Annotated in this window: 15 protein-coding genes; 1 reads left to right on the top strand and 14 read right to left on the bottom strand. The window is 38.9% G+C overall.

From position 1 onward, the window contains the following. Positions 1-83 precede the first annotated feature (83 nt). A complete protein-coding gene (locus tag CJ191_RS07650) occupies positions 84-1,079 on the top strand; it encodes a LacI family DNA-binding transcriptional regulator (protein ID WP_102199438.1) in 996 nt (331 codons plus the stop codon). Positions 1,080-1,332: 253 nt separating this feature from the next. On the opposite strand, the gene CJ191_RS07645 is transcribed toward CJ191_RS07650, so the two are convergent. The 14 genes from CJ191_RS07645 to CJ191_RS07580 form a co-directional block, all read right to left on the bottom strand. Then, a complete protein-coding gene (locus tag CJ191_RS07645; protein WP_102199437.1) occupies positions 1,333-1,998 on the bottom strand; it encodes a hypothetical protein in 666 nt (221 codons plus the stop codon). Between the two features lie 21 nt (positions 1,999-2,019). Next, positions 2,020-2,715 carry a hypothetical protein gene (locus tag CJ191_RS07640; protein WP_102199436.1) on the bottom strand — a complete coding sequence of 232 codons (696 nt, stop codon included), beginning with the start codon at positions 2,713-2,715 and terminating at the stop codon, positions 2,020-2,022. Between the two features lie 469 nt (positions 2,716-3,184). Then, a complete protein-coding gene (locus CJ191_RS07635; protein ID WP_257994156.1) occupies positions 3,185-4,228 on the bottom strand; it encodes a Gfo/Idh/MocA family protein in 1,044 nt (347 codons plus the stop codon). Next, positions 4,228-5,196, bottom strand: a complete 969-nt coding sequence (locus tag CJ191_RS07630; protein ID WP_070468176.1) for a sugar phosphate isomerase/epimerase family protein — start codon at positions 5,194-5,196, stop codon at positions 4,228-4,230. Before CJ191_RS07630 ends, CJ191_RS07635 begins: the two co-directional genes overlap by 1 nt. Before the next feature lie 38 nt (positions 5,197-5,234). Beyond that, positions 5,235-5,948 (bottom strand): ThuA domain-containing protein, encoded by a 714-nt coding sequence (locus CJ191_RS07625; protein ID WP_102199435.1) that lies wholly within the window; start codon positions 5,946-5,948, stop codon positions 5,235-5,237. A 10-nt stretch (positions 5,949-5,958) separates the two neighbouring features. Then, the gene (locus CJ191_RS07620) at positions 5,959-7,053 is read right to left on the bottom strand and encodes a Gfo/Idh/MocA family protein (RefSeq protein WP_102199434.1); all 1,095 of its coding nucleotides are present in this window, start codon (positions 7,051-7,053) and stop codon (positions 5,959-5,961) included. Positions 7,054-7,175: 122 nt separating this feature from the next. Beyond that, positions 7,176-8,279 carry an ABC transporter ATP-binding protein gene (locus CJ191_RS07615; protein ID WP_102199433.1) on the bottom strand — a complete coding sequence of 368 codons (1,104 nt, stop codon included), beginning with the start codon at positions 8,277-8,279 and terminating at the stop codon, positions 7,176-7,178. A gap of 98 nt (positions 8,280-8,377) precedes the next feature. Continuing rightward, positions 8,378-9,226: a DUF1189 family protein gene (locus CJ191_RS07610; RefSeq protein WP_102199432.1), complete on the bottom strand. Its 849-nt coding sequence runs from the start codon at positions 9,224-9,226 to the stop codon at positions 8,378-8,380. Positions 9,227-9,266: 40 nt separating this feature from the next. After that, on the bottom strand, positions 9,267-10,124 hold the full coding sequence (locus tag CJ191_RS07605; protein ID WP_070468181.1) for a sugar ABC transporter permease: 858 nt from the start codon (positions 10,122-10,124) through the stop codon (positions 9,267-9,269). Positions 10,125-10,127: 3 nt separating this feature from the next. Continuing rightward, on the bottom strand, positions 10,128-11,435 hold the full coding sequence (locus CJ191_RS07600) for a carbohydrate ABC transporter permease (protein WP_102199447.1): 1,308 nt from the start codon (positions 11,433-11,435) through the stop codon (positions 10,128-10,130). Positions 11,436-11,633: 198 nt separating this feature from the next. Continuing rightward, positions 11,634-12,908: an extracellular solute-binding protein gene (locus tag CJ191_RS07595; RefSeq protein ID WP_070468182.1), complete on the bottom strand. Its 1,275-nt coding sequence runs from the start codon at positions 12,906-12,908 to the stop codon at positions 11,634-11,636. A gap of 148 nt (positions 12,909-13,056) precedes the next feature. After that, complete coding sequence (locus CJ191_RS07590; protein WP_102199431.1) at positions 13,057-14,874, bottom strand: glycoside hydrolase family 13 protein; 1,818 nt, start codon at positions 14,872-14,874, stop codon at positions 13,057-13,059. A gap of 126 nt (positions 14,875-15,000) precedes the next feature. Then, positions 15,001-17,229: a PTS transporter subunit IIBC gene (locus CJ191_RS07585; protein WP_070468184.1), complete on the bottom strand. Its 2,229-nt coding sequence runs from the start codon at positions 17,227-17,229 to the stop codon at positions 15,001-15,003. 356 nt (positions 17,230-17,585) lie between these two features. Further along, positions 17,586-19,255: putative Ig domain-containing protein (locus CJ191_RS07580; protein WP_219721560.1), on the bottom strand; the 1,670-nt coding region annotated here is incomplete at its 5' end.

Below are 19,255 nucleotides of genomic sequence, written 5' to 3'. Positions count from 1 at the left end.
GTTTCGTAAACTTTTTTTCGATAATTTGAAAACGTTGTCAATATTCGATATAATAATCGCAATAAGCAGAGAGGATAACACTTATGGCAATTACAATTCGAGATGTCGCTAAAAGAGCGGGTGTAGCACCTTCTACCGTTTCACGGGTAATCGCTGATAACCCTTCAATAAGCGAAAAAACCAAAAATAAAGTTCGTACTGTGATGAAGGAAATGAATTATTTTCCAAATATTTATGCGCAAGGGCTTGCAAGTGCGCATTCAAAAACATTTGGCCTCGTTCTGCCTCTAGCAACTGATGCCTTTTATCAAAACCCCTTCTTCCCTACCGTCTTACGTGGCATTAATTTTGAGATGGCTAAACATGATTATTCTATCCTGCTTTCAGTTGGTCTAGATGATGATCAGCGCAGGAAACATATAGAAAAAATCGTTAATGGTAAACAAGTTGAAGGACTAATCTTTTTATACGCTTCAAAAAATGACCCTCTATTGCGGTTTGCCCAAGAGGTCAACTGTCCAGCAGTCGTGATCGGTTCACCTGATAATACAAAAGTCCACTATGTTGATAACGACAATGATTTAATCGGTTATCAAGCAACAACAGCCTTGATTCAACAAGGTTGCCAACGCATTGCTTATATCGGTGGGGATATGGATCAATTCTTTATCGCCGATAGACACAAAGGTTATGAACGTGCCTTAAAAGATCATTCTTTAGCTTATGATCCAAAACATATTTATAATGACTTTGCCTTCTTACCAAGCGATGGTTACAACTTAGCTAAAGATACACTAGACCTTGAAAATATTGACGGTATGGTCATTTCTGATGAACTGGTTGCTGAAGGGGTTCGGAATTATCTAGATACACAGGATATTCAAGATGTACACACGATTACTTTTTCAGCCTACCACCAAGGTAATACCCAGTCGATGAATAAGACTTCTTACGTCAACCTGAATTCTCAAATTATCGGCTCAAGGGCTGTGGATATTTTGTTTGAGGCCTTAGAACCTGACCAAGCTAGCACACGATTCATTCATGAATATGTCGACGCTGACTTGCATACAACCTAATCAAACATCGTTAAAGACTGTGATTACTTGCAGTCTTTTTATTATGGTTAGTGACTTAAACTTCGTATTTTATGAACTTCCAAAATTATTAGATTTTAAGAATGTATTGCTAAGTTTCCTAATTATGGATGTCTTTAATAAAGCTATAACGCAAAAAAAAGCCATGAAAACGAATCATGACTTCTTTCGAATTACCCTTATTTAAAACACTAATCTTTGAGTCTTTTTTCCAGATGACAAGTCGAAAAATACCTTACTCTACCGTCATATTGGTTAAATTGATTTGAGTGATATCGCTAATCAACCATTCACCATCACCTTCAACCATCGTTAACATTAATCTGGTAATGAGTGTATCGTCCAAAAAGTGTTTCTTGGTGACGTTCTTAACGATATCAACTGCTACCAGCACTTCATCTGTACCAACCGTGGCTGGGTCCACCCTAAGTGAATAGTCTTCTATCGTCACTTTTGCATAATACATCTCGTATTGTTGACGAATACCCTCAGGCGCTTGGCTTAATTCAGCTGCCACTTCTGCATCTGTTGGTGCAATTTCATTTAATAAATCTGTCGTTACAAACGGCTCTAGAGATGCTCTATATACATCGTGTTTATTTTCAATTTCAACTGAAGTATCCTCAGGTACATACACTTCAATGAATTGAACAGCCTTATCTGTCAGAATTTGGTATAAGTCATCATTTGCTGCGATGTTCACCTTTTTTTCTTCAATTTCTGATAATTGATCTTGTAATTCTTCGTTTTCTGATTGCAATTCTTTTAATTGAACATTTAAATCACTCAACGCTTGTTCCGCTTGGCTTCTATCAAAGGATGAGGTGTTTTCCTGTGCGTGCACCGTAAAACCGTTAAACAAGGCCATAAGCCCAGCTACCAATACCATTCTTTTTTTCAATTAAATTGCCTCCCGTCCACTCTATTCATAGGTACCAAAATATTCATCAGCTGAATAAGTATATCTGTCTACTACCCATCTATCGTTTTCTTGAACCATTTCTAAGCTATAGTTACCTTGGATTGTAAACTCATGCCCATAATCATTTTTATGTGTAACTGCATTTACTACAACGAGTATGGATTCCCCGGCCATATCCTGTGGGTCTACCAAAACTTGATACTCTAAAAGTGCTACTTTTACCCAATTTTCACTTTCTGGTGGAAGAACACCAGCTTCAGCGGGAGCCAGTAAATCCAATAATTTGTTTGAAACATAGGGTTCAAGGTCAATACGTAATTGCGGAATATCTTCGCCATATAATTCTGTATCTTTTGGCACAGTCAGTTCAATAAAAGCAGCTGCTTGATCCCTGATATGTTTTGCTGTGGCATCAATGGAACCTTCAATGGTTGATTGCTCACTACTATCAATTTCCGCTTGTAATTGTGCGTTCTCTTCAGTGATTGACTCAATCTGTGCTGACACCTCTGCAATTTGTGCGCTCATTTCTGCGGCTTCACTGGACTCAACTGCCGATTCATCATTTGAAGATGTTTCTATAGACGTTGCAGTTTCTGTACTTTCTACCCCACTTGCTGCAGGCTCATTCCCTTGACCATTGCTACAAGCTGCTAAAAGTAGCATTGAAATGCCCAATATAATCCCTTTCTTCACGATACCCAAACCTCCCAAAATATTTTTTGTATATTTATATCATAAATATACTATAAAGCTTGATTTTTGGGTACTGTATTTACGGTCTTATCTATTTCTCAAATAATTGATGACTTTGTATTGAGAAAAACTATCGTTAAATCCAGGCATTATTGTCATAAATATGCTGTTAGCTTAACTAATGTCAATAATCACATTTCACTTTTTCAGCACTCACTACTAATACCTAAGGCTGATGCTTTCTTAGCATACCGTCACAGTAAGTATGGATTTCAGACCAATGTCACTCTGTCAGGGCTTCAGCCTTTACAGAGTGAGGAGTCAGAAAAGCCCTCGGGAAAAGTTCCCGAGGGCGATTCCTCTACTAGCCGAGTTCTTCAGGATAGACAGGAAACACATCCTAATTTTAGGAAATGATAGGAAAAAGCATTAGTCTACGGCTTATGAATTATTTCAATTCGTCATGTACTTATTTCAAGATACTATCAATTAATTGCATTACTTGACGAACTTGTTCATTCTTCACGATTGGTTCTGCGCCATGAACGACCACATCATAAAAATTCTTATAAAACGATGTATCTACTGTTTGAATTTCCGGCAATGGTAAGGTCTCAGTGACCCCATCAACTGGTGGTGCCATCGTTTTCGTTAAGCCAACACCTGCTCTAATTGGAGATGGTTTGTTTTCTACTGCATTTCCTGTAACTTTCACAATACGACCATTCATTTCCCAATCCTCAATGATTGCGGTTCCTTGGTTTCCTTTAATATACCAACGTGGTAAGCTGACAAAGTTAGAAGTCCCTACCTCTACAAGAGCGCGAATCCCATTTTCAAAGGTAATATAGGCCATAAAACCATCATCTACTTCATCACCAAGAATATAAGATAAATCTGCATTCACCGACTTAATAGGCGAGTCAACTAACCATAATAGTTGATCAAAGAGATGAATACCCCAGTCTAAGACCATCCCTCCGCCATGGGCTTTAAGGTGTCGCCAGTCTCCAGGAATACCATTAGCGCCATGAACCCGTGACTCAATTTGGAAAACATCACCGATAGCTTGACGTTGATCAAAAATTTCTTTTACTTGTAAGAAATCTGGATCCCAGCGCCGGTTTTGGTGAACCATCAAGACCTGCCCAGTTTCTTTGGCAACTGCCAACATTTCATCGAATTCTTGGGTATTCATAGCTACTGGCTTCTCACAAATTACATGTTTCCCTGCTTGCATTGAACGAATAGCCAAATCCTTATGACTGTCATTAGGCGTAGCAATAAGAATAGCATCTACCTCCTGATCATCTAAAATAGCTTCAAAGGATGGATAAACATAGGTACCCGTTTCTTCAGCTACTTCTTTACGATCCATATCAATATCATAAGTCCCCACAACTTGTAGGTAATCACTTTCAGCTGGAATCAGACCATGAACATGATAAGTCCCCATACCTCCGTAACCTACTGTGGCAATATTTAATTTAGCTTGGTTTTTATCCATTGTCATTATGCCCACCACATTTCTTGAGGTTGGTCACGCATCATTACAGATTTTAAATTAGTGATGGCACGGTCTAAACCTTCATCTACTGACATAATAGGGTCTTCATGTTCAATGGATAAGACATAATCGTAACCATAAATACGCAATTGTGCCAACATTTGTGACCATTCTGACATTGGATGACCTTCTCCTACACTACGGAAGGTCCAAGCACGTGTAGCGACATCTTGATAGGGTTGCATATCTGTTAAGCCATACATATTGATATTATCTTGGTCTAAGTAAGTGTCTTTAGCGTGGAAATGGTTAATAGCCCCTGCTTTACCTAGAATTTTAATGGCTGCAACTGGATCAATCCCTTGCCACCACATGTGTGAAGGGTCGAAATTGCAACCGATATTATTTCCAGCTTCAGATCGTAAACGTAGCATAGTCGCTGGCGTATGAGCTAAAAAACCACCGTGCATTTCAATCCCAATTTTCACGCCAGCAGCGCCTGCTTCTTGGTTAATATCCTGCCAATAAGGAATGAGAACCTTGTCCCATTGATAGTTGTAGGCATCCGCATATTCGGTTGGCCAAGGAATGACTGGCCAGTTCACGTGCGTATCCGTTGCATTTCCCCCAGCAACACCAGAGAAACCATTTACCACAGGTATATTCATTAGAGAAGCTAATCTTATCGTCTTTCTCAATAATTCATCATGGGCTTTCGCTTGGCCTTTGTCCGGTGAAATAGGGTTACCGTGTGCTGACAAAGCCGAAATAGATAAGCCACGGTCTGCTACTTTTTGTAGATATTCCTTTCTAGCGTCACTAGATGCTAAAAGGGTATCAATCTTCAAATGAGCATCCCCTGGATTAGCACCCGTCCCAATTTCCACAGTTTCTAATCCTTTTTCTGCTACTTGATCTAACATCTCTTCAAAGGATAAGTCATTAAATAACGGGGTAAATACACCTAATTTCATAAAATCCTCCTATATTCATCTAGTTTTCATTTCAATTTTTAATTTTTATTATTTATTGTAATGGGAAAATGCCCATATGTTGGTCGCTCTGTTAAAGGTGCTGCCCAATGCACAGCATTCTTAATCACTTGTTGAATGGTTGGATGGTAATAAGTCGGAAAAGTTTCATGCCCTGGATGGAAATAGAAAATCTTCCCATTCCCACGGCGATAAGTCATACCGCCACGGAAAACTTCTCCATTTGGATAACCAGTAATAAAGATCAGTTCATCTGGCGCTGGTACATCAAAATGTTCTCCATACATTTCTTCTTGATCTAAATCAATCCATTCACCTACACCTTGAGTAATTGGATGAGAAGGATTGACATTCCACACTCTAGCAGTAAGGCCGTCCTCGCGCCATTTCAAGTTACAAGTCGTGCCCATTAATTTCTGGAATATTTTAGAAAAATGGCCTGAATGAAGCACAATTAGCCCCATTCCGTCCAAAACACGTTGGTGAACCCGGTCTACAATAGCATTGGCTACCTCATCATGTGCCATATGTCCCCACCAAAGTAAGACATCTGTTTGGTCTAAAATCTTCTCTGTCAGTCCATGTTCTGGTTGGTCCAGGGTTGCCGTATTCACTTTAAAATCTGTTCTTAAGAAACTAGCTAATGCCTCATGAATTCCCTTTGGATAAACATCTTTAACATCCTCATCCGTCAATTCATGACGAAACTCATTCCATACTGTCACTCGAACCATCAGAAACCTCCTATTGATTTAGAAAAACGGGTTGTCCAGTTTTTGCAGATTGATAAATTGCTTCTAGAATTTCAGTCACTATCAGAGCTTCTTGCGGTTTTACAACTGGTTCTGTATCGTGAATAATGGCTTGAATCCATTGCTCTGCTTCCGCAACTTCAGGGTCATAAGTATCCCCTTCAAAGAAGTCTACAGAACCTGGATCTACAATCACTTGTTTATCAAAAAGAAGTCCATGATCTTCACCATTAATTGTTAATCCATCGTTCATATCTGCGCCACCTTTAGTTCCATGTAAAGTGGTTTTAGCTTCACCCGAGTTTACTGTATTTAACGCCCAAGATGATTCTAGATAGATGCTGGCACCATTTTCCATGACGATATAGCCAAAAGCGGAATCTTCAACCGAAAACTCGTTAGGATCCCAAGACCCAAAAGCATTAGCAGCATTTTGTGTGTCAGCTAATTTTCTATAAGTATTTCCAACTACGTATTTGGGCTGATAATTGTCCATCATCCATAAAGTTAGATCAAGTGCATGAGTACCAATATCAATTAAAGGGCCTCCACCTTGCGCTTCCTCATCAAGGAATACACCCCAAGTTGGTACCGCACGACGACGAATAGCATGGGCTTTAGCGTTATAAATTTCACCTAATTGCCCTTCTTGGCAGATAGCCTTCAGATATTGACTGTCCTTTCTAAAACGATTTTGATATCCAATAGTCAATTTTTTACCATTTCGCTTTGCCGCTTCAATCATTGCTCGACCTTCTTCAGCTGTTTTAGCCATTGGTTTTTCACACATCACATGGTTACCCGCATCTAAGGCAGCAATTGATAATTCTGCATGGCTAGCATTTGGGGTACAAACATGGACAACATCCAATGTTTCTTTAGTAAGCATGGTTTGATAGTCCGTGTAGACACGTGAATCTTTATGACCAAATTTAGCCTTTCCAGCTTGCGCTCTTTCTTCGATTAAGTCACAAAATGCCACTAATTCGACACCTTCAACTTGAGACAAGGCTGGTAGATGCTTTTGCATACCAATACCCCCGCATCCGATAATGGCTACTTTTAAGTTTGTTACTATTTCTGTCATAAGAAACCTCCTTATAAAATTTTATATCATTCATTGTGCAACCGTTTTCTTTAACTGTTATAGAAAAAGGCACACACGGTTCTTGAGAGATTCGCATGTACCTTATTCGGGCCTTATTCGGGCTATTTAATCACTTTGCCCGTTTCAACATCAAAAAAGTGCGCTTTGTTCATATTAAAGGCAATCTTGATGGTTGAACCAACTTCATGATAGTCACGGGCATCGACAACAGCAATAAATTCTTGACCATTTACATCTAGGTAAAGGATCGAGGTTGCCCCGGTTAATTCTGATACCGTAATCGTTGGTTCTACAACTGTCTCTGGCGTTGCATCTAAAGCTAATTGTTCAGATTGCATATCTTCTGGTCGAATACCAAAGGTCACTGTCTTACCGTCATAACCTTTCTCATCTAATATACGACGAGATGGTAAGGTTACTTCAAGTTTCGTACCTCCCGCTAAATGGATTTGACCAGCTTCATACTTCACATCCACTAAGTTCATAGCTGGTGACCCCATAAAAGCTGCAACAAAGGCATTTTCAGGATTGTTATAAACCTCAAGTGGTGTGCCTACTTGCTGAATCTCACCCGCATTCATAATGACAATCCGGTCAGCCAGAGTCATCGCTTCCGTTTGGTCATGGGTTACATAGATAATCGTTGTATTTAATCTTTTATGTAATTTGGCTATTTCAGACCGCATATGGACACGTAGCTTAGCATCCAAGTTAGATAAAGGTTCATCCATTAAGAAGGCTTTTGGTTGACGGACAACCGCACGACCAAGGGCCACTCGTTGACGTTGCCCACCAGATAAAGCTGCTGGCTTACGGTCTAACAAGTCTGTGATTTGTAGTAATTCCGCCGCTTCATCTACACGAGTATCAATTTCCTTCTTATCTACTTTGCGTAATTTCAAACCAAAGGCCATATTTTCACGCACAGTCATATGCGGGTATAAGGCATAGTTTTGGAATACCATAGCGATATCACGCGTTTTAGGCGCGACATCATTCACTACTTGCCCGTCAATCACCAAGTCTCCTTTGGTAATATCTTCCAAACCAGCGACCATACGTAAGGTTGTAGACTTTCCACAACCAGATGGCCCTACAAAGACAATAAATTCATTGTCTTGAATGTCTAAATTGAAGTCCGTTACCGAAAACTTCTCCGCATTATCGTATTTTTTATAAATATGATTTAATTTTATTTCAGCCACAAGGCATTCTCCTATCTTCAAAAATGCACATTTCGATTGTCATTTTCTTCTTCACATTAAAGGCAATACTAGTGTTATATATTTTTTCTCTATTTAGACTAAACTTCTAACAGTTTAAATTCATCTAGTGTTTGATCGCGGAAACGTGTTTTCCACATGACTAACAGCAACATGGTAACTAAACCAATTGTTTGTAGACTGGCCATTAAAGACACATCAAAATTGTATAAGCCATATGCCATAGCCAATAGAGTTGGTAATGACAAGGCATTTAGAATCAAATTGACAGACTCTTTATAACTTTCGATCGATGTCACTGGGCTCCCCTTCGTCATATAGAACATAAGGGCCGCAATGCCCACTAAGAAAAGGTTCATTGCTAAGAAAATTAGGCTAATCACACTCGAGAAAATCAAGACCACTAAGACCCGATTTTGATCCAACCATTGCTGACTCAAGCTTGCTTGAATACCATCTTTATCCAAACCAGTCAAATCAAAGTCTTTTGTATAAAGAACTGTCGCTGTTGGTGCGCCAGCTTCCATTAAGATAAACTGATTCTCTTGGAAAATGATGGCCGTTTTCCCGCTAGCAGTTAATGCATTGACTTGATCATCTGCTAATCCAAAAGCGGTAGTCCCTTCAGCGGTTTCAGCTATTAGTTGCTGATCAATCAACATTTCACCCTCAGAAAAGGTGACTTGTTGCATATCTTCTACTAGTTGATTGTCTACAAGGGCCATGGCATTAGGATAATAATCCGTTACAGGAAATTCGGTCATATTGGCATAGTTTAAGGTTACTGGAATTGTCATCAAACCATTTAGAAAGAGGATGACTAAAATCATTTGCCACCATTTAAGGTCATGGCGGTTAAACCAAATACTGTTTGGTGTCCAAATACTCTTAAAATAATTGATGGGAAATATCGCTTTTAGCACGTTCATCGCCTAACTTTCTATTGATTAATGTGTGAAGAATGATGTATTACCCCTTAGTACCACCAGCAGTTAAACCAGACACAAAGTTCTTTTGTAAGTAGAAGAACATGATTGAGATTGGTAAGGCAATTAATAAGGCCCCTGCCGCGAATAGGGTTACCCGTTGTTCACGGGGATTGGTAATAAATTGTTGTAACCCGATGGCTACGGTATAGTTTTCTGGTGATCGTAAGATAAAACGGGCTAGCATGTATTCACCAAACGGAGTCATAAATGCCCATAAGGCTTGTACTGAAATCATTGGTCGAACAAGTGGTAAAACAATTTGACCAAAAGTCCGTAAATGACCAGCACCGTCCAATTTAGCAGATTCATCTAGGTCAATTGGTACTGTATCAAAATACCCTTTCATCAACCATGAGTTCATCGGAATTGATCCGCCGACATAAGCAAAAATCAAAAACCATAACTTATCTAATCCACCCACTTGTAAAGCCATTACATAAAAGGCTGTTAAAGCGGCAGTTGTTGGTACCATCTGAACAATGATGAAAAATTTTAAGGATTGTTTTCGCCCAGAAAACCGGTATCTTGAGTAAGCATACCCTGCTAGCGTAATGATTGTTACCTGTAGCGCCATCGTAATGACTGCAACGATTAAGGTATTGATGTACCACTGACCATATTGGGTTTGTGTAAACAATCTTTCAAAGTTACTCAAGGTAAACTGACCTGAGAAGTCCAAGTTAAAGGCAATTAAGTTTCCACCCCTAAAGGCTGATGTAATCGTAATCAGCAAGGGATAGATAATGATGATTGCCATAAAGACTAAGAAGGCATAGGTAAAGAATTTGGTCCAAAATCGACCGCGTTTTTGCGTATTTGCTAATTTTTTCTCAGCCATGGCTTAATCCTCCATTTCAAAAGCATTGGTATATTTAAAGATAATCAATGAAATCACAATGACAATCGTTGAGATGATAATGGTAATCGCAGATGATACGTTATATTGTGGCGATTGCCCAGTCGTCAACTTGTATACCCATGAAATCAAGATATCCGTTGTCCCGGCATTATTACCAACAGAACCCGGTCCACCTTCATTAAATAGGTAAATCATTGAGAAGTTGTTAAAGTTTCCGGTGTATTGCGTGATTAATACCGGTGCCGCAACAGATAGAATATGTGGGAAGGTAATAAACCGGAATTTTTGGATAGGTGAAGCCCCATCAATTGAAGCTGCTTCATACCATTCACCCGGAATAGATTGTAGAATCGACGTGGTTAATACGTAAATATATGGGAAACCAAGCCAACCTTGAATAGAAATTAATGCCACTTTAGTCCAGAATGGGTCCGTTTTCCAAGCTAATGCAGGAATTTCCAAGAAAGGAATCAAATTGTTGATAAACGGAATTACCTGTGAGTTTATGGCCCCTGCTGATGGGTTAAACATATTGGAGAACGTCAAAATTGAGATGAAGGCGGGTACTGCCCATGGTAACAATAAGATAACGCCAAAGAAGCGACGGAATTTGATGAAGGGTTGATTCATCAGAATCGCTAGGAAAATACCCAATCCCACCTGCAAAGTTGTAGCAAATAGGGTCCAAATGACTGTCCATGAAAATACTGCACCAAACGTTTCTCGGTAAGTTGCTAAGGTAAAAATAGAATTAAAGGTTTCCAACCCTGTCCATTCTATAAGTTTAGCTGGTGGAATATGTTGGAAATCATAGTTAGTAAAAACGATTAAAATCGTTACGACTACAGGGAATACAATAGCAAATAACATTAAAATATAAGCGGGGATGGTTAATAAATAAGGGAAACCTGATTCGTAAAGGTTGTTTAAAATATCCTTAGCAGAACGGTTGACCTTATCTGGGTTAATAGCATTTAATTTAGCCACATTTCGGGCATCCCACATTTGTACAGCGTAGAAAATAATAAAGATGACAGTTATTAATAATTCAAGTACCCCTTCAATTAAGAGGAAGAGGGAATGATCTTCACGAGGTGTTACCCCAAGCGTAACCAAACCGTTAAAGGCATCAAAGCCAAAACTGAATAAATGGAGAATATATAAGGCAAAAATGACTAAAAAGATGACGCCTTTAAGTACTTGCTTATTTAAAAATTGTCCCCCACCAGGAATGATTGAAGCCAGTGTTGCTTTATTGATCTGACTCTTTTGCTTGGAAGTGAAGTTCACTTTTTTTCTTTCTTTTGCAGTTTTAACCACTGCAACCAACTCCTTCACTAGAAAACCATGACAGGTATCATAGATTCTTTTTGTTTAATGGTTCATTACTTAAACATTTATGCCACTTCTTAGAATAAAGAAGGATGGCTCAGCGATGATTACTAAACCATTAGCTAAACCATCCACAATTTTTCAAAGATGTGTCACTTAGTATTTTTGTGCAATGTTATCTGCAATCACTTGAACAGCGTCGTCAGCTGATTGTTGTGCAGATTTTTTACCTGACACCGCATCAAACATCATTGTTTCAGCACCTGTCCATACTTCTGCCATTTCTGGAATATTAGGCATTGGTACAGCATCATTATATTGTTCGATAACAGCAATCGCTAATTCATTTTCACCTGCATCCACAATTGTCTGACGAGCTTGTTGGTTAGCTGGTACTTCTGAGTTAAATTCATGTAGGCTATTCATATTCTCTTCAGTTGTCACATATTCTAACCATTGTTGGGCAGCTTCTTCATTTTCAGTATAGCCTGAGATAACCCAACCCTTACCACCACCGAATGTTTGGTAAGCTTCACCATTTGGCAATGTTGGGATTGCAGCAACGCCGTAGTCAACACCACCTTCTTGGTAAGAAGCTGCAGACCATGGTCCGCCGATTACTGCAGCTGCATCGCCAGAGATGAAGGTTTCATCTACGAAGCTACCAGCTGAAGTTGTATCCAACATACCTTCTGGCCATTTTTCGTACCATGTTTGTGCGTATTCAATCCCTTCAACAGCACCTGGAGTATTTAAACCGATGTCAGATGTGTCTGTACCGTCTTGTCCAAAGATATAACCATCATACCCAGCAATTAGACCGTACGCAGAATAGAAGTCAACCCAATTTGCTAAGAAGCCAGTGTTTTTGCCTGATTCAGAAGAGTAGTCATATGCTGAATCTTCTGATAAGGCTTCCAACTCTTCAAATGTTGTTGGGGCAGTATCGATTAATTCTTTGTTGTAGTAAAGGACTAAGGCTTCAACTACATAAGGCATACCGTAAATTTCATCATTAGCTGTTACTTGACGCTCGTCTGTTTCGTCATAACGACCATCATCTGGCAGTGTTACTGGTAATAAATGTCCTTGAATACCTAGGTTTCCAATCCGGTCGTAAGGGGCGATTGTCACGTCTGGCGCAATCCCTGCTGGACCATCTAATGAAAGTGAATCTAATGTTTCAAACATTTCACGTTCAACAACTTCAACATCAATCCCTGTCTCTTCTTCAAAGGCTGGGGCAATTTCGTTTACGTAATCTATATAGTCAGCACCGACAGATACTTGTAAGGTGCTACCGCTTGCGCTTTCAGATCCACCATCTGAACTTGCAGATTCTTCGCCTCCATTCCCACATGCCGCAAGTACTAGGGCAGCTGATACCGTTACTAAACCAAAAGCCGTTTTCTTCCACTGCAATTTATTCATTTACTTTTCCTCCTAAAATACAAAACTCAATGTAATCGCTTGCAAAGATTATTGCATATGCTTATCTTCTTTGCAACCGTTTTCGTAATTAATTTATAATATTTTTTTACTTTTAATATATTGCAAAAAGCTTTTTTCATTAATACGCTTAATCTACACTAACTAAGTAAGTTCCTGGTCTCATATATATGTCACCGCATTCAATTTCTGCAATATTGGTTAGTACAATTTTTGTGTTTTTATTTACTGCGATTTTCAGGTCTTGACTACCCTGGTTAAAATATGCCCGTAGGGTTTGTCCATGATAAACCTTTTTAAAAGCTAATATTCGATTACTTGGCAAGTCATGTACCCAATCTAAGCTGGCAAAGTGAATGAGATCTCTGTAATTCTGCCGCATTTTTATAAGTTTTTTAGTAAACTTTAACATCTCTAGATCTTGCTTATCCTTTTCCCAGACCATGCATTTGCGATTATCTGGATCATCACCGCCATCTAAGGCGATTTCTGTACCATAATAGATACAAGGCGTACCAGTTTGTAAGAACATAAAAACGAGTGCTGACTGCACCTTATCCCTATCATATTTAGCCCTTGTCATAATCCGTTCTGTATCGTGGGAATCCAGTAAGTTAAATTGAACCTGATTGGTTTGTTCTCGATAAAGCATTTGCTGGCTGCTTATTCTATCAATAAATTGGTGATTAGTCATAGCATTTTCAATTGTATGATCCTGTATTACTGGTCCAAAGAAAAAGTCTTTGATTTGGTCTGTCATCGGATAATTCATGATTGCATGAAACTCATCCCCTTCAAGGAACCGTTGAGCTGAATGCCAAATTTCACCTACAATATAGAAATCTGCCTTCAAGTTAATGCAAGTCCGGTGGAAATCTTTCCAAAATTGATGGTCTACTTCATTGGCAACATCTAATCGCCAACCATCAATATCATAAGTTTGAATATAATGACGAGCCACTCCTAATAAATAATCTTTAACTTGTGGATTGGAAGTATTTAACTTAGGCATATGTGGTTCAAAAGCAAAGGTTTGATAAGTTAATTGGTGACGGTCAAATTGTTCACCACTACTATAATCTACTGCTTCAAATGCTTTTACAGGAAATTCTTGAATATAAAACCAATCACTATAAATCGAATCTTCTTGATTTGCTAATACATCCTGCCATTGCTTAGACGTATAGCCGATATGGTTAAAAACAGCATCTAACATAACCCTTATACCACGAGCATGAGCTTCATTAACCAATTTCTTCAATATTTTAGGATTGCCAAACGCTGGGTCAATTGTCATATAGTCATTTGTATCATACTTATGATTTGTGTCAGCTTTAAAAATAGGCGTCAAATAAATACCTGTAATTCCCAAATCCTCCAAATAGTCCAAATGATCGATAACCCCCTGTAAGTCACCTCCATAGAAATCATCATGACGTGGATGCTTTCTAGCTCCCCAGGGTAAGGTGTTTTTTGGGTCATTAGTAGGATCTCCATTCGCAAATCGTTCAGGAAAAATCTGATACCAGACCGTGTCCTTTACCCAAGTTGGTTTTTTTACTCGGTCACTTTCATGAAAGTATGGTAGACGGAAATATGCATTTACTTGCTTCAAAATTTCCTGATCATCTATTGGATAAACCCCGCGATCACAATAAAATACCTGGTCCCCGTTATTCCCTTGAACACGAAATGCATACGCCAAACGATTAGGCGCTAATTGCCATTCACACTGCCAATAGTCATGTATATCACTCGTAGCAACCTTAGCCATAGCTTGACCTGTCTGATACCAAGCCTCTGAATAATGTAAATAAGTATCTCCCGCTAATAAATCTACTTTTACCACGTCATCTTTCTTTGTACGCAAGCGGATATGAACAGTATCTTCAGTATATAAATAAGCAAATTCACTTTCTGGACGATGGTATAAAGCTGCTAAATCCAATAATTTCCCTCTTTTCTCTATCTTTAATTAGAATATCACGATTTAAGAAAGCGATTACATTAGTGATTAGAAAAATAGCTGGCTTGTTAACCATTAACTATCTTCCCTCTATATATTCATTTCTATCTAAGAAAGAATCTCTCCTGCTTTCTGACCACCATCAATTGGTTGATCAGTTTCTGATAAGTCAATTTGTTCAATAGCATCTGAATTGGTTACCACTACGATTACTGTTTTTTCTTTACCTGCTTCTTCAACCGCTTGTAAGTTGATTTCACCAATCACTTGTCCAGCAGTTACTTCTTGATCTACCTCAATTGTTAAACCAAAGACTTCTGGATCAAAATTATTTGTATCAATCCCCATATGTACTAATACTTCTAGACCATCACTTGTTTGAATACCAATTGCATGATGACTTGGGAAAATCGATACAACTTTACCAGCTACAGGTGCGTAAACTTTCGCTGAGCTTGCACCCGCTTTAGGTTCGACAGCGTAACCATCTCCCATCATTTTTTCAGAAAATACTGGGTCACTTACAGCAGAAATATCCAATAATTGCCCAGATACTGGTGCAAAGATAGCTGTTTTTTGACCAGATGCCGTACTTTTTCCAGTCGCTTCAGCAGGATCATCGACCTTTATTTCCCCTGTCACCTTATCAGAAGGTGTCGGAACAGGTGCACCTGATTCTAATAAGTCATTAATATCAGATTTTAAAATGTCAGATTTTGGTCCGTAAATTGCTTGTACACCAGTACCGCGAACCATTAAGCCCATAGCACCAGCTGCTTTCCAATACTCATCACTAGCTACTTTTTCAGTATCCTTAACTGTTACACGTAGCCGCGTCATACAAGCGTCTACAAAGTCGATATTTTCACGGCCACCTAATAAGTAGATTACATCTGCAATTTGTTGTTCACTAGCGTTTGAGGCAATTGATGAAGCGTTCCCTTCTGATGCTTTACCAGCTTCCTCTCCGCCTAATCCTTCCTCATAGTTCCCTAAACGACCAGGAGTTGCGTACTTGAATTTCTTAATCATGAAGTTTGCAATAAAGTAAGTTAATACACCAAAGACTAATGTCACAATAATGAAATTGATGACATCCCCCATTATTCCTGCTTGCGCTGATAACGGAATACGGGTAAGAAATTCAATAACACCAAATGAATGGACACGTAGATTTAACACATCCGCCATCGCAAATGCTGCCCCTTGAATTACTGCATACACCACATATAGAGGCATTGCAATAAACATAAACATATACTCTAAAGGTTCAGTTACCCCAGTAAGGAAAACAGCAGCTGCAGCTGAAATAAACATTGGTTTATATTTATCTTTCTTATCTTTGTCAACGTTACGATACATCGCATAAGTTAATCCCATCAAAGTACCAGATGAACCAATCATTTGTCCTACTTTGAAACGAGCAGGAACCCAATTTTCTAGTACAAATTGATAATTTTGTGTGTCACCAGCATTGTTGAAGTTTGCCAAGTCAGTTGCCCAAGCTAACCATAATGGATCTTGACCAACAACCTGTGCACCCGCTTGCGCTCCAGTTAAAATTTCATAAGTACCACCAAGTTCGGTGTAGTTAATTGGGATGGTTAACATGTGGTGTAAACCAAATGGTAATAGTAACCGTTCTAAAGTACCAAAGATAAACGGTGCTAAAATAGGCGCACTATCTTGAGATGAAGCAATCCATTGACCGAATGCATTAATCCCTGATTGGATTACTGGCCAAACTACAGCTAAGCCTAAAGCAGTTGCTAAAGACCATGCAATCACAACAAATGGGACGAAACGCTTCCCATTAAAGAAAGATAATACTTCCGGTAGTTCTCGATAATTATAATATTTATTGTAGGCACTTGCTCCAATAAAACCAGAAATAATCCCTACAAATACACCCATATTTAAAGCCGGCGCTTCTAAAACGCTTGTAAAGTAACCTTCAACAGGAATCGTTTGACCAAATATAGTACTGGTTACTGCGGCTGGATCAGCTAACATTTCAGCTGTTACGCCAAATAGTGCACCGGTAATACGATTAATTAAGACAAAAGCAACAGCTGCTGCAAAAGCCCCACCTGCACGTTCTTTAGCCCAAGAGCCACCAATTGCAATGGCAAATAATAAATGTAAATTACCGATAATGGCCCAACCAATTGATTCTAAAACGCCACCCGTAGTCACTAAAATACTCATGTTTTCAGCAAATAAGGGAATCGTTTTACCAATAGATATCATTAAACCTGCAGCTGGCATTACTGCAATAACAACCATCAAGGCTTTCCCAAACTGTTGCCAAAATTCGAATGTAAACAGTCTCTTCATTTTTAAGCTCCTTTACTCAAATTATTTGATAACGATTTCATATCTTAAAGTAAATTATACACCCCAAAACGTTTTTGTGCAACCGTTTGCATTAACTTTTTATTATTTATTTATGATAAGCAAAAAAATGTCCAATAATCTCTCACGATTTTTGGTTCAATAATAAATTGTGCTGGCGACAATGCCTAAGAATTTCCTACCAAAACTATTTATCACAGAGCCAGACTTTTTAGTCATCAGTCCTATATATTGTAGAGCCATAAAACCATATTGAAGATCAAAAAGACCGTAAGAGCATATCGCTCTCACGGCCTTTTCATTGGTATTTAGCTTTTATTTACTAAAAACTTACCTAACTATTTCTTCTTACGTTTCTTAGAATTAAATAGTGTACCTAATCCTAATAATTGTAACAATGCTGCAATACCGTATGCTGAACCGCTAGAAGCCATACCAGCATCAGGTAATTCATTAGCAGATTGTTGCATTTCATTTGATGTAGTTGATGCTGATTCTGATGTCGTAGCATCTGTAGTCATATCTTCAATATTTTCAGAAGATTGTTCTTTAGCTATGTCATCATTTTCATGGTCTACTTCTTTAGATGGGAAACTATTTGGATCTTTTGGATCTGTACCAGCTTCTTTTTCTTTTTCATCTGTATAGCCATCGTTATCATCATCTGGATCTGTTACATCTGGATCACCATCACCATCGGTGTCACGTTCTACTGTAATCACGACAGTTTCTGTTGATGTATTTCCATCTTTATCTGTTGCTGTAATTGTGATTTCAATATCGCGTGTTTCTTCGTCACCATCCCAAGTAACTTCTGGTGTGCCTGAAATTTCTCCGGTTTCTGGATCAAATTCAACGCCATCTGGTAATCCATCTACTTCAATTGTTGCTTCTTCATCTGTTTCCACAACAATCGGTTTAATTGGGTTACCTTCTACCACAGTTTGATCTTCGATTGGGCTAATTTTTGGACCAGTTGTATCTTCTTCAGATGGTTTGCTGTCTGGATCTTTTGGATCTGTACCAGCTTCTTTTTCTTCTTCATCTGTGTAGCCATCGTTATCATCATCTGGATCTGTGACATCTGGATTGCCATCACCATCGGTGTCACGTTCTACTGTAATCACAACAGTTTCTGTTGATGTATTTCCATCTTTATCTGTTGCTGTTACGGTTACTTCGTGATCACGTGTTTCTTCGTCACCATCCCAAGTAACTTCTGGTGTGCCTGAAATTTCTCCGGTTTCTGGATCAAATTCAACGCCATCTGGTAATCCATCTACTTCAATTGTTGCTTCTTCATCTGTTTCCACAACAATCGGTTTAATTGGGTTACCTTCTACCACAGTTTGATCTTCGATTGGGCTAATTTTTGGACCAGTTGTATCTTCTTCAGATGGTTTGCTGTCTGGATCTTTTGGATCTGTACCAGCTTCTTTTTCTTCTTCATCTGTGTAGCCATCGTTATCATCATCTGGATCTGTGACATCTGGATTACCATCACCATCGGTGTCACGTTGTACAGTAATAATGAACGTTTCAGTTGTTACCGCACCCTCTTCATCCGTTGCTGTTACGGTTACTTCGTAATCACGTGTTTCTTCACTTGTACCCCAGTCTGTTACGCTTGGTGCGCCAGAAATTTCATTTGTTTCTGAATTGAATTCAACACCTGTTGGTAAACCATCTACTGCTACCGTTACCTGTCCATCATCTGTTGCATCAACGATTACTGGTGTAATTGGTGTTGATTCATTCACAGTTTGGTCTTCAATTGAAGCAATAGTTGGTGCTTCGTTAATTGGTGTCCACGGCATCTCACCAATAGTTACAGGTACTTTTACAGTGTCAGTAGTACCATCTGGGTACGTTACCGTTACGTCCACTTCATATTCACCAGGTGTTTTACCATCTGGTAATTGACTTGGATCATCCACTGAAATAACTGGTTGCTCACCTTCCGTTGGGAAGTTTGGTACGGTTACGGATGATGTTACATCTTCTTCTG

Source organism: Aerococcus viridans, from assembly GCF_002871935.1.
Lineage (GTDB): Bacteria > Bacillota > Bacilli > Lactobacillales > Aerococcaceae > Aerococcus > Aerococcus viridans_B.
This window is presented reverse-complemented; position numbering and strand designations above follow the sequence as displayed.

Bases quoted from the DNA above. Each gene is read 5' to 3' on its own strand.
- CJ191_RS07650 (WP_102199438.1), top strand. From the start codon at position 84: ATGGCAATTACAATTCGAGATGTCGCTAAAAGAGCGGGTGTAGCACCT.
- CJ191_RS07635 (WP_257994156.1), bottom strand. From the start codon at position 4,228: ATGACAATGGATAAAAACCAAGCTAAATTAAATATTGCCACAGTAGGT.
- CJ191_RS07630 (WP_070468176.1), bottom strand. From the start codon at position 5,196: ATGAAATTAGGTGTATTTACCCCGTTATTTAATGACTTATCCTTTGAA.
- CJ191_RS07625 (WP_102199435.1), bottom strand. From the start codon at position 5,948: ATGGTTCGAGTGACAGTATGGAATGAGTTTCGTCATGAATTGACGGAT.
- CJ191_RS07620 (WP_102199434.1), bottom strand. From the start codon at position 7,053: ATGACAGAAATAGTAACAAACTTAAAAGTAGCCATTATCGGATGCGGG.
- CJ191_RS07610 (WP_102199432.1), bottom strand. From the start codon at position 9,226: ATGAACGTGCTAAAAGCGATATTTCCCATCAATTATTTTAAGAGTATT.
- CJ191_RS07605 (WP_070468181.1), bottom strand. From the start codon at position 10,124: ATGGCTGAGAAAAAATTAGCAAATACGCAAAAACGCGGTCGATTTTGG.
- CJ191_RS07595 (WP_070468182.1), bottom strand. From the start codon at position 12,908: ATGAATAAATTGCAGTGGAAGAAAACGGCTTTTGGTTTAGTAACGGTA.
- CJ191_RS07585 (WP_070468184.1), bottom strand. From the start codon at position 17,229: ATGAAGAGACTGTTTACATTCGAATTTTGGCAACAGTTTGGGAAAGCC.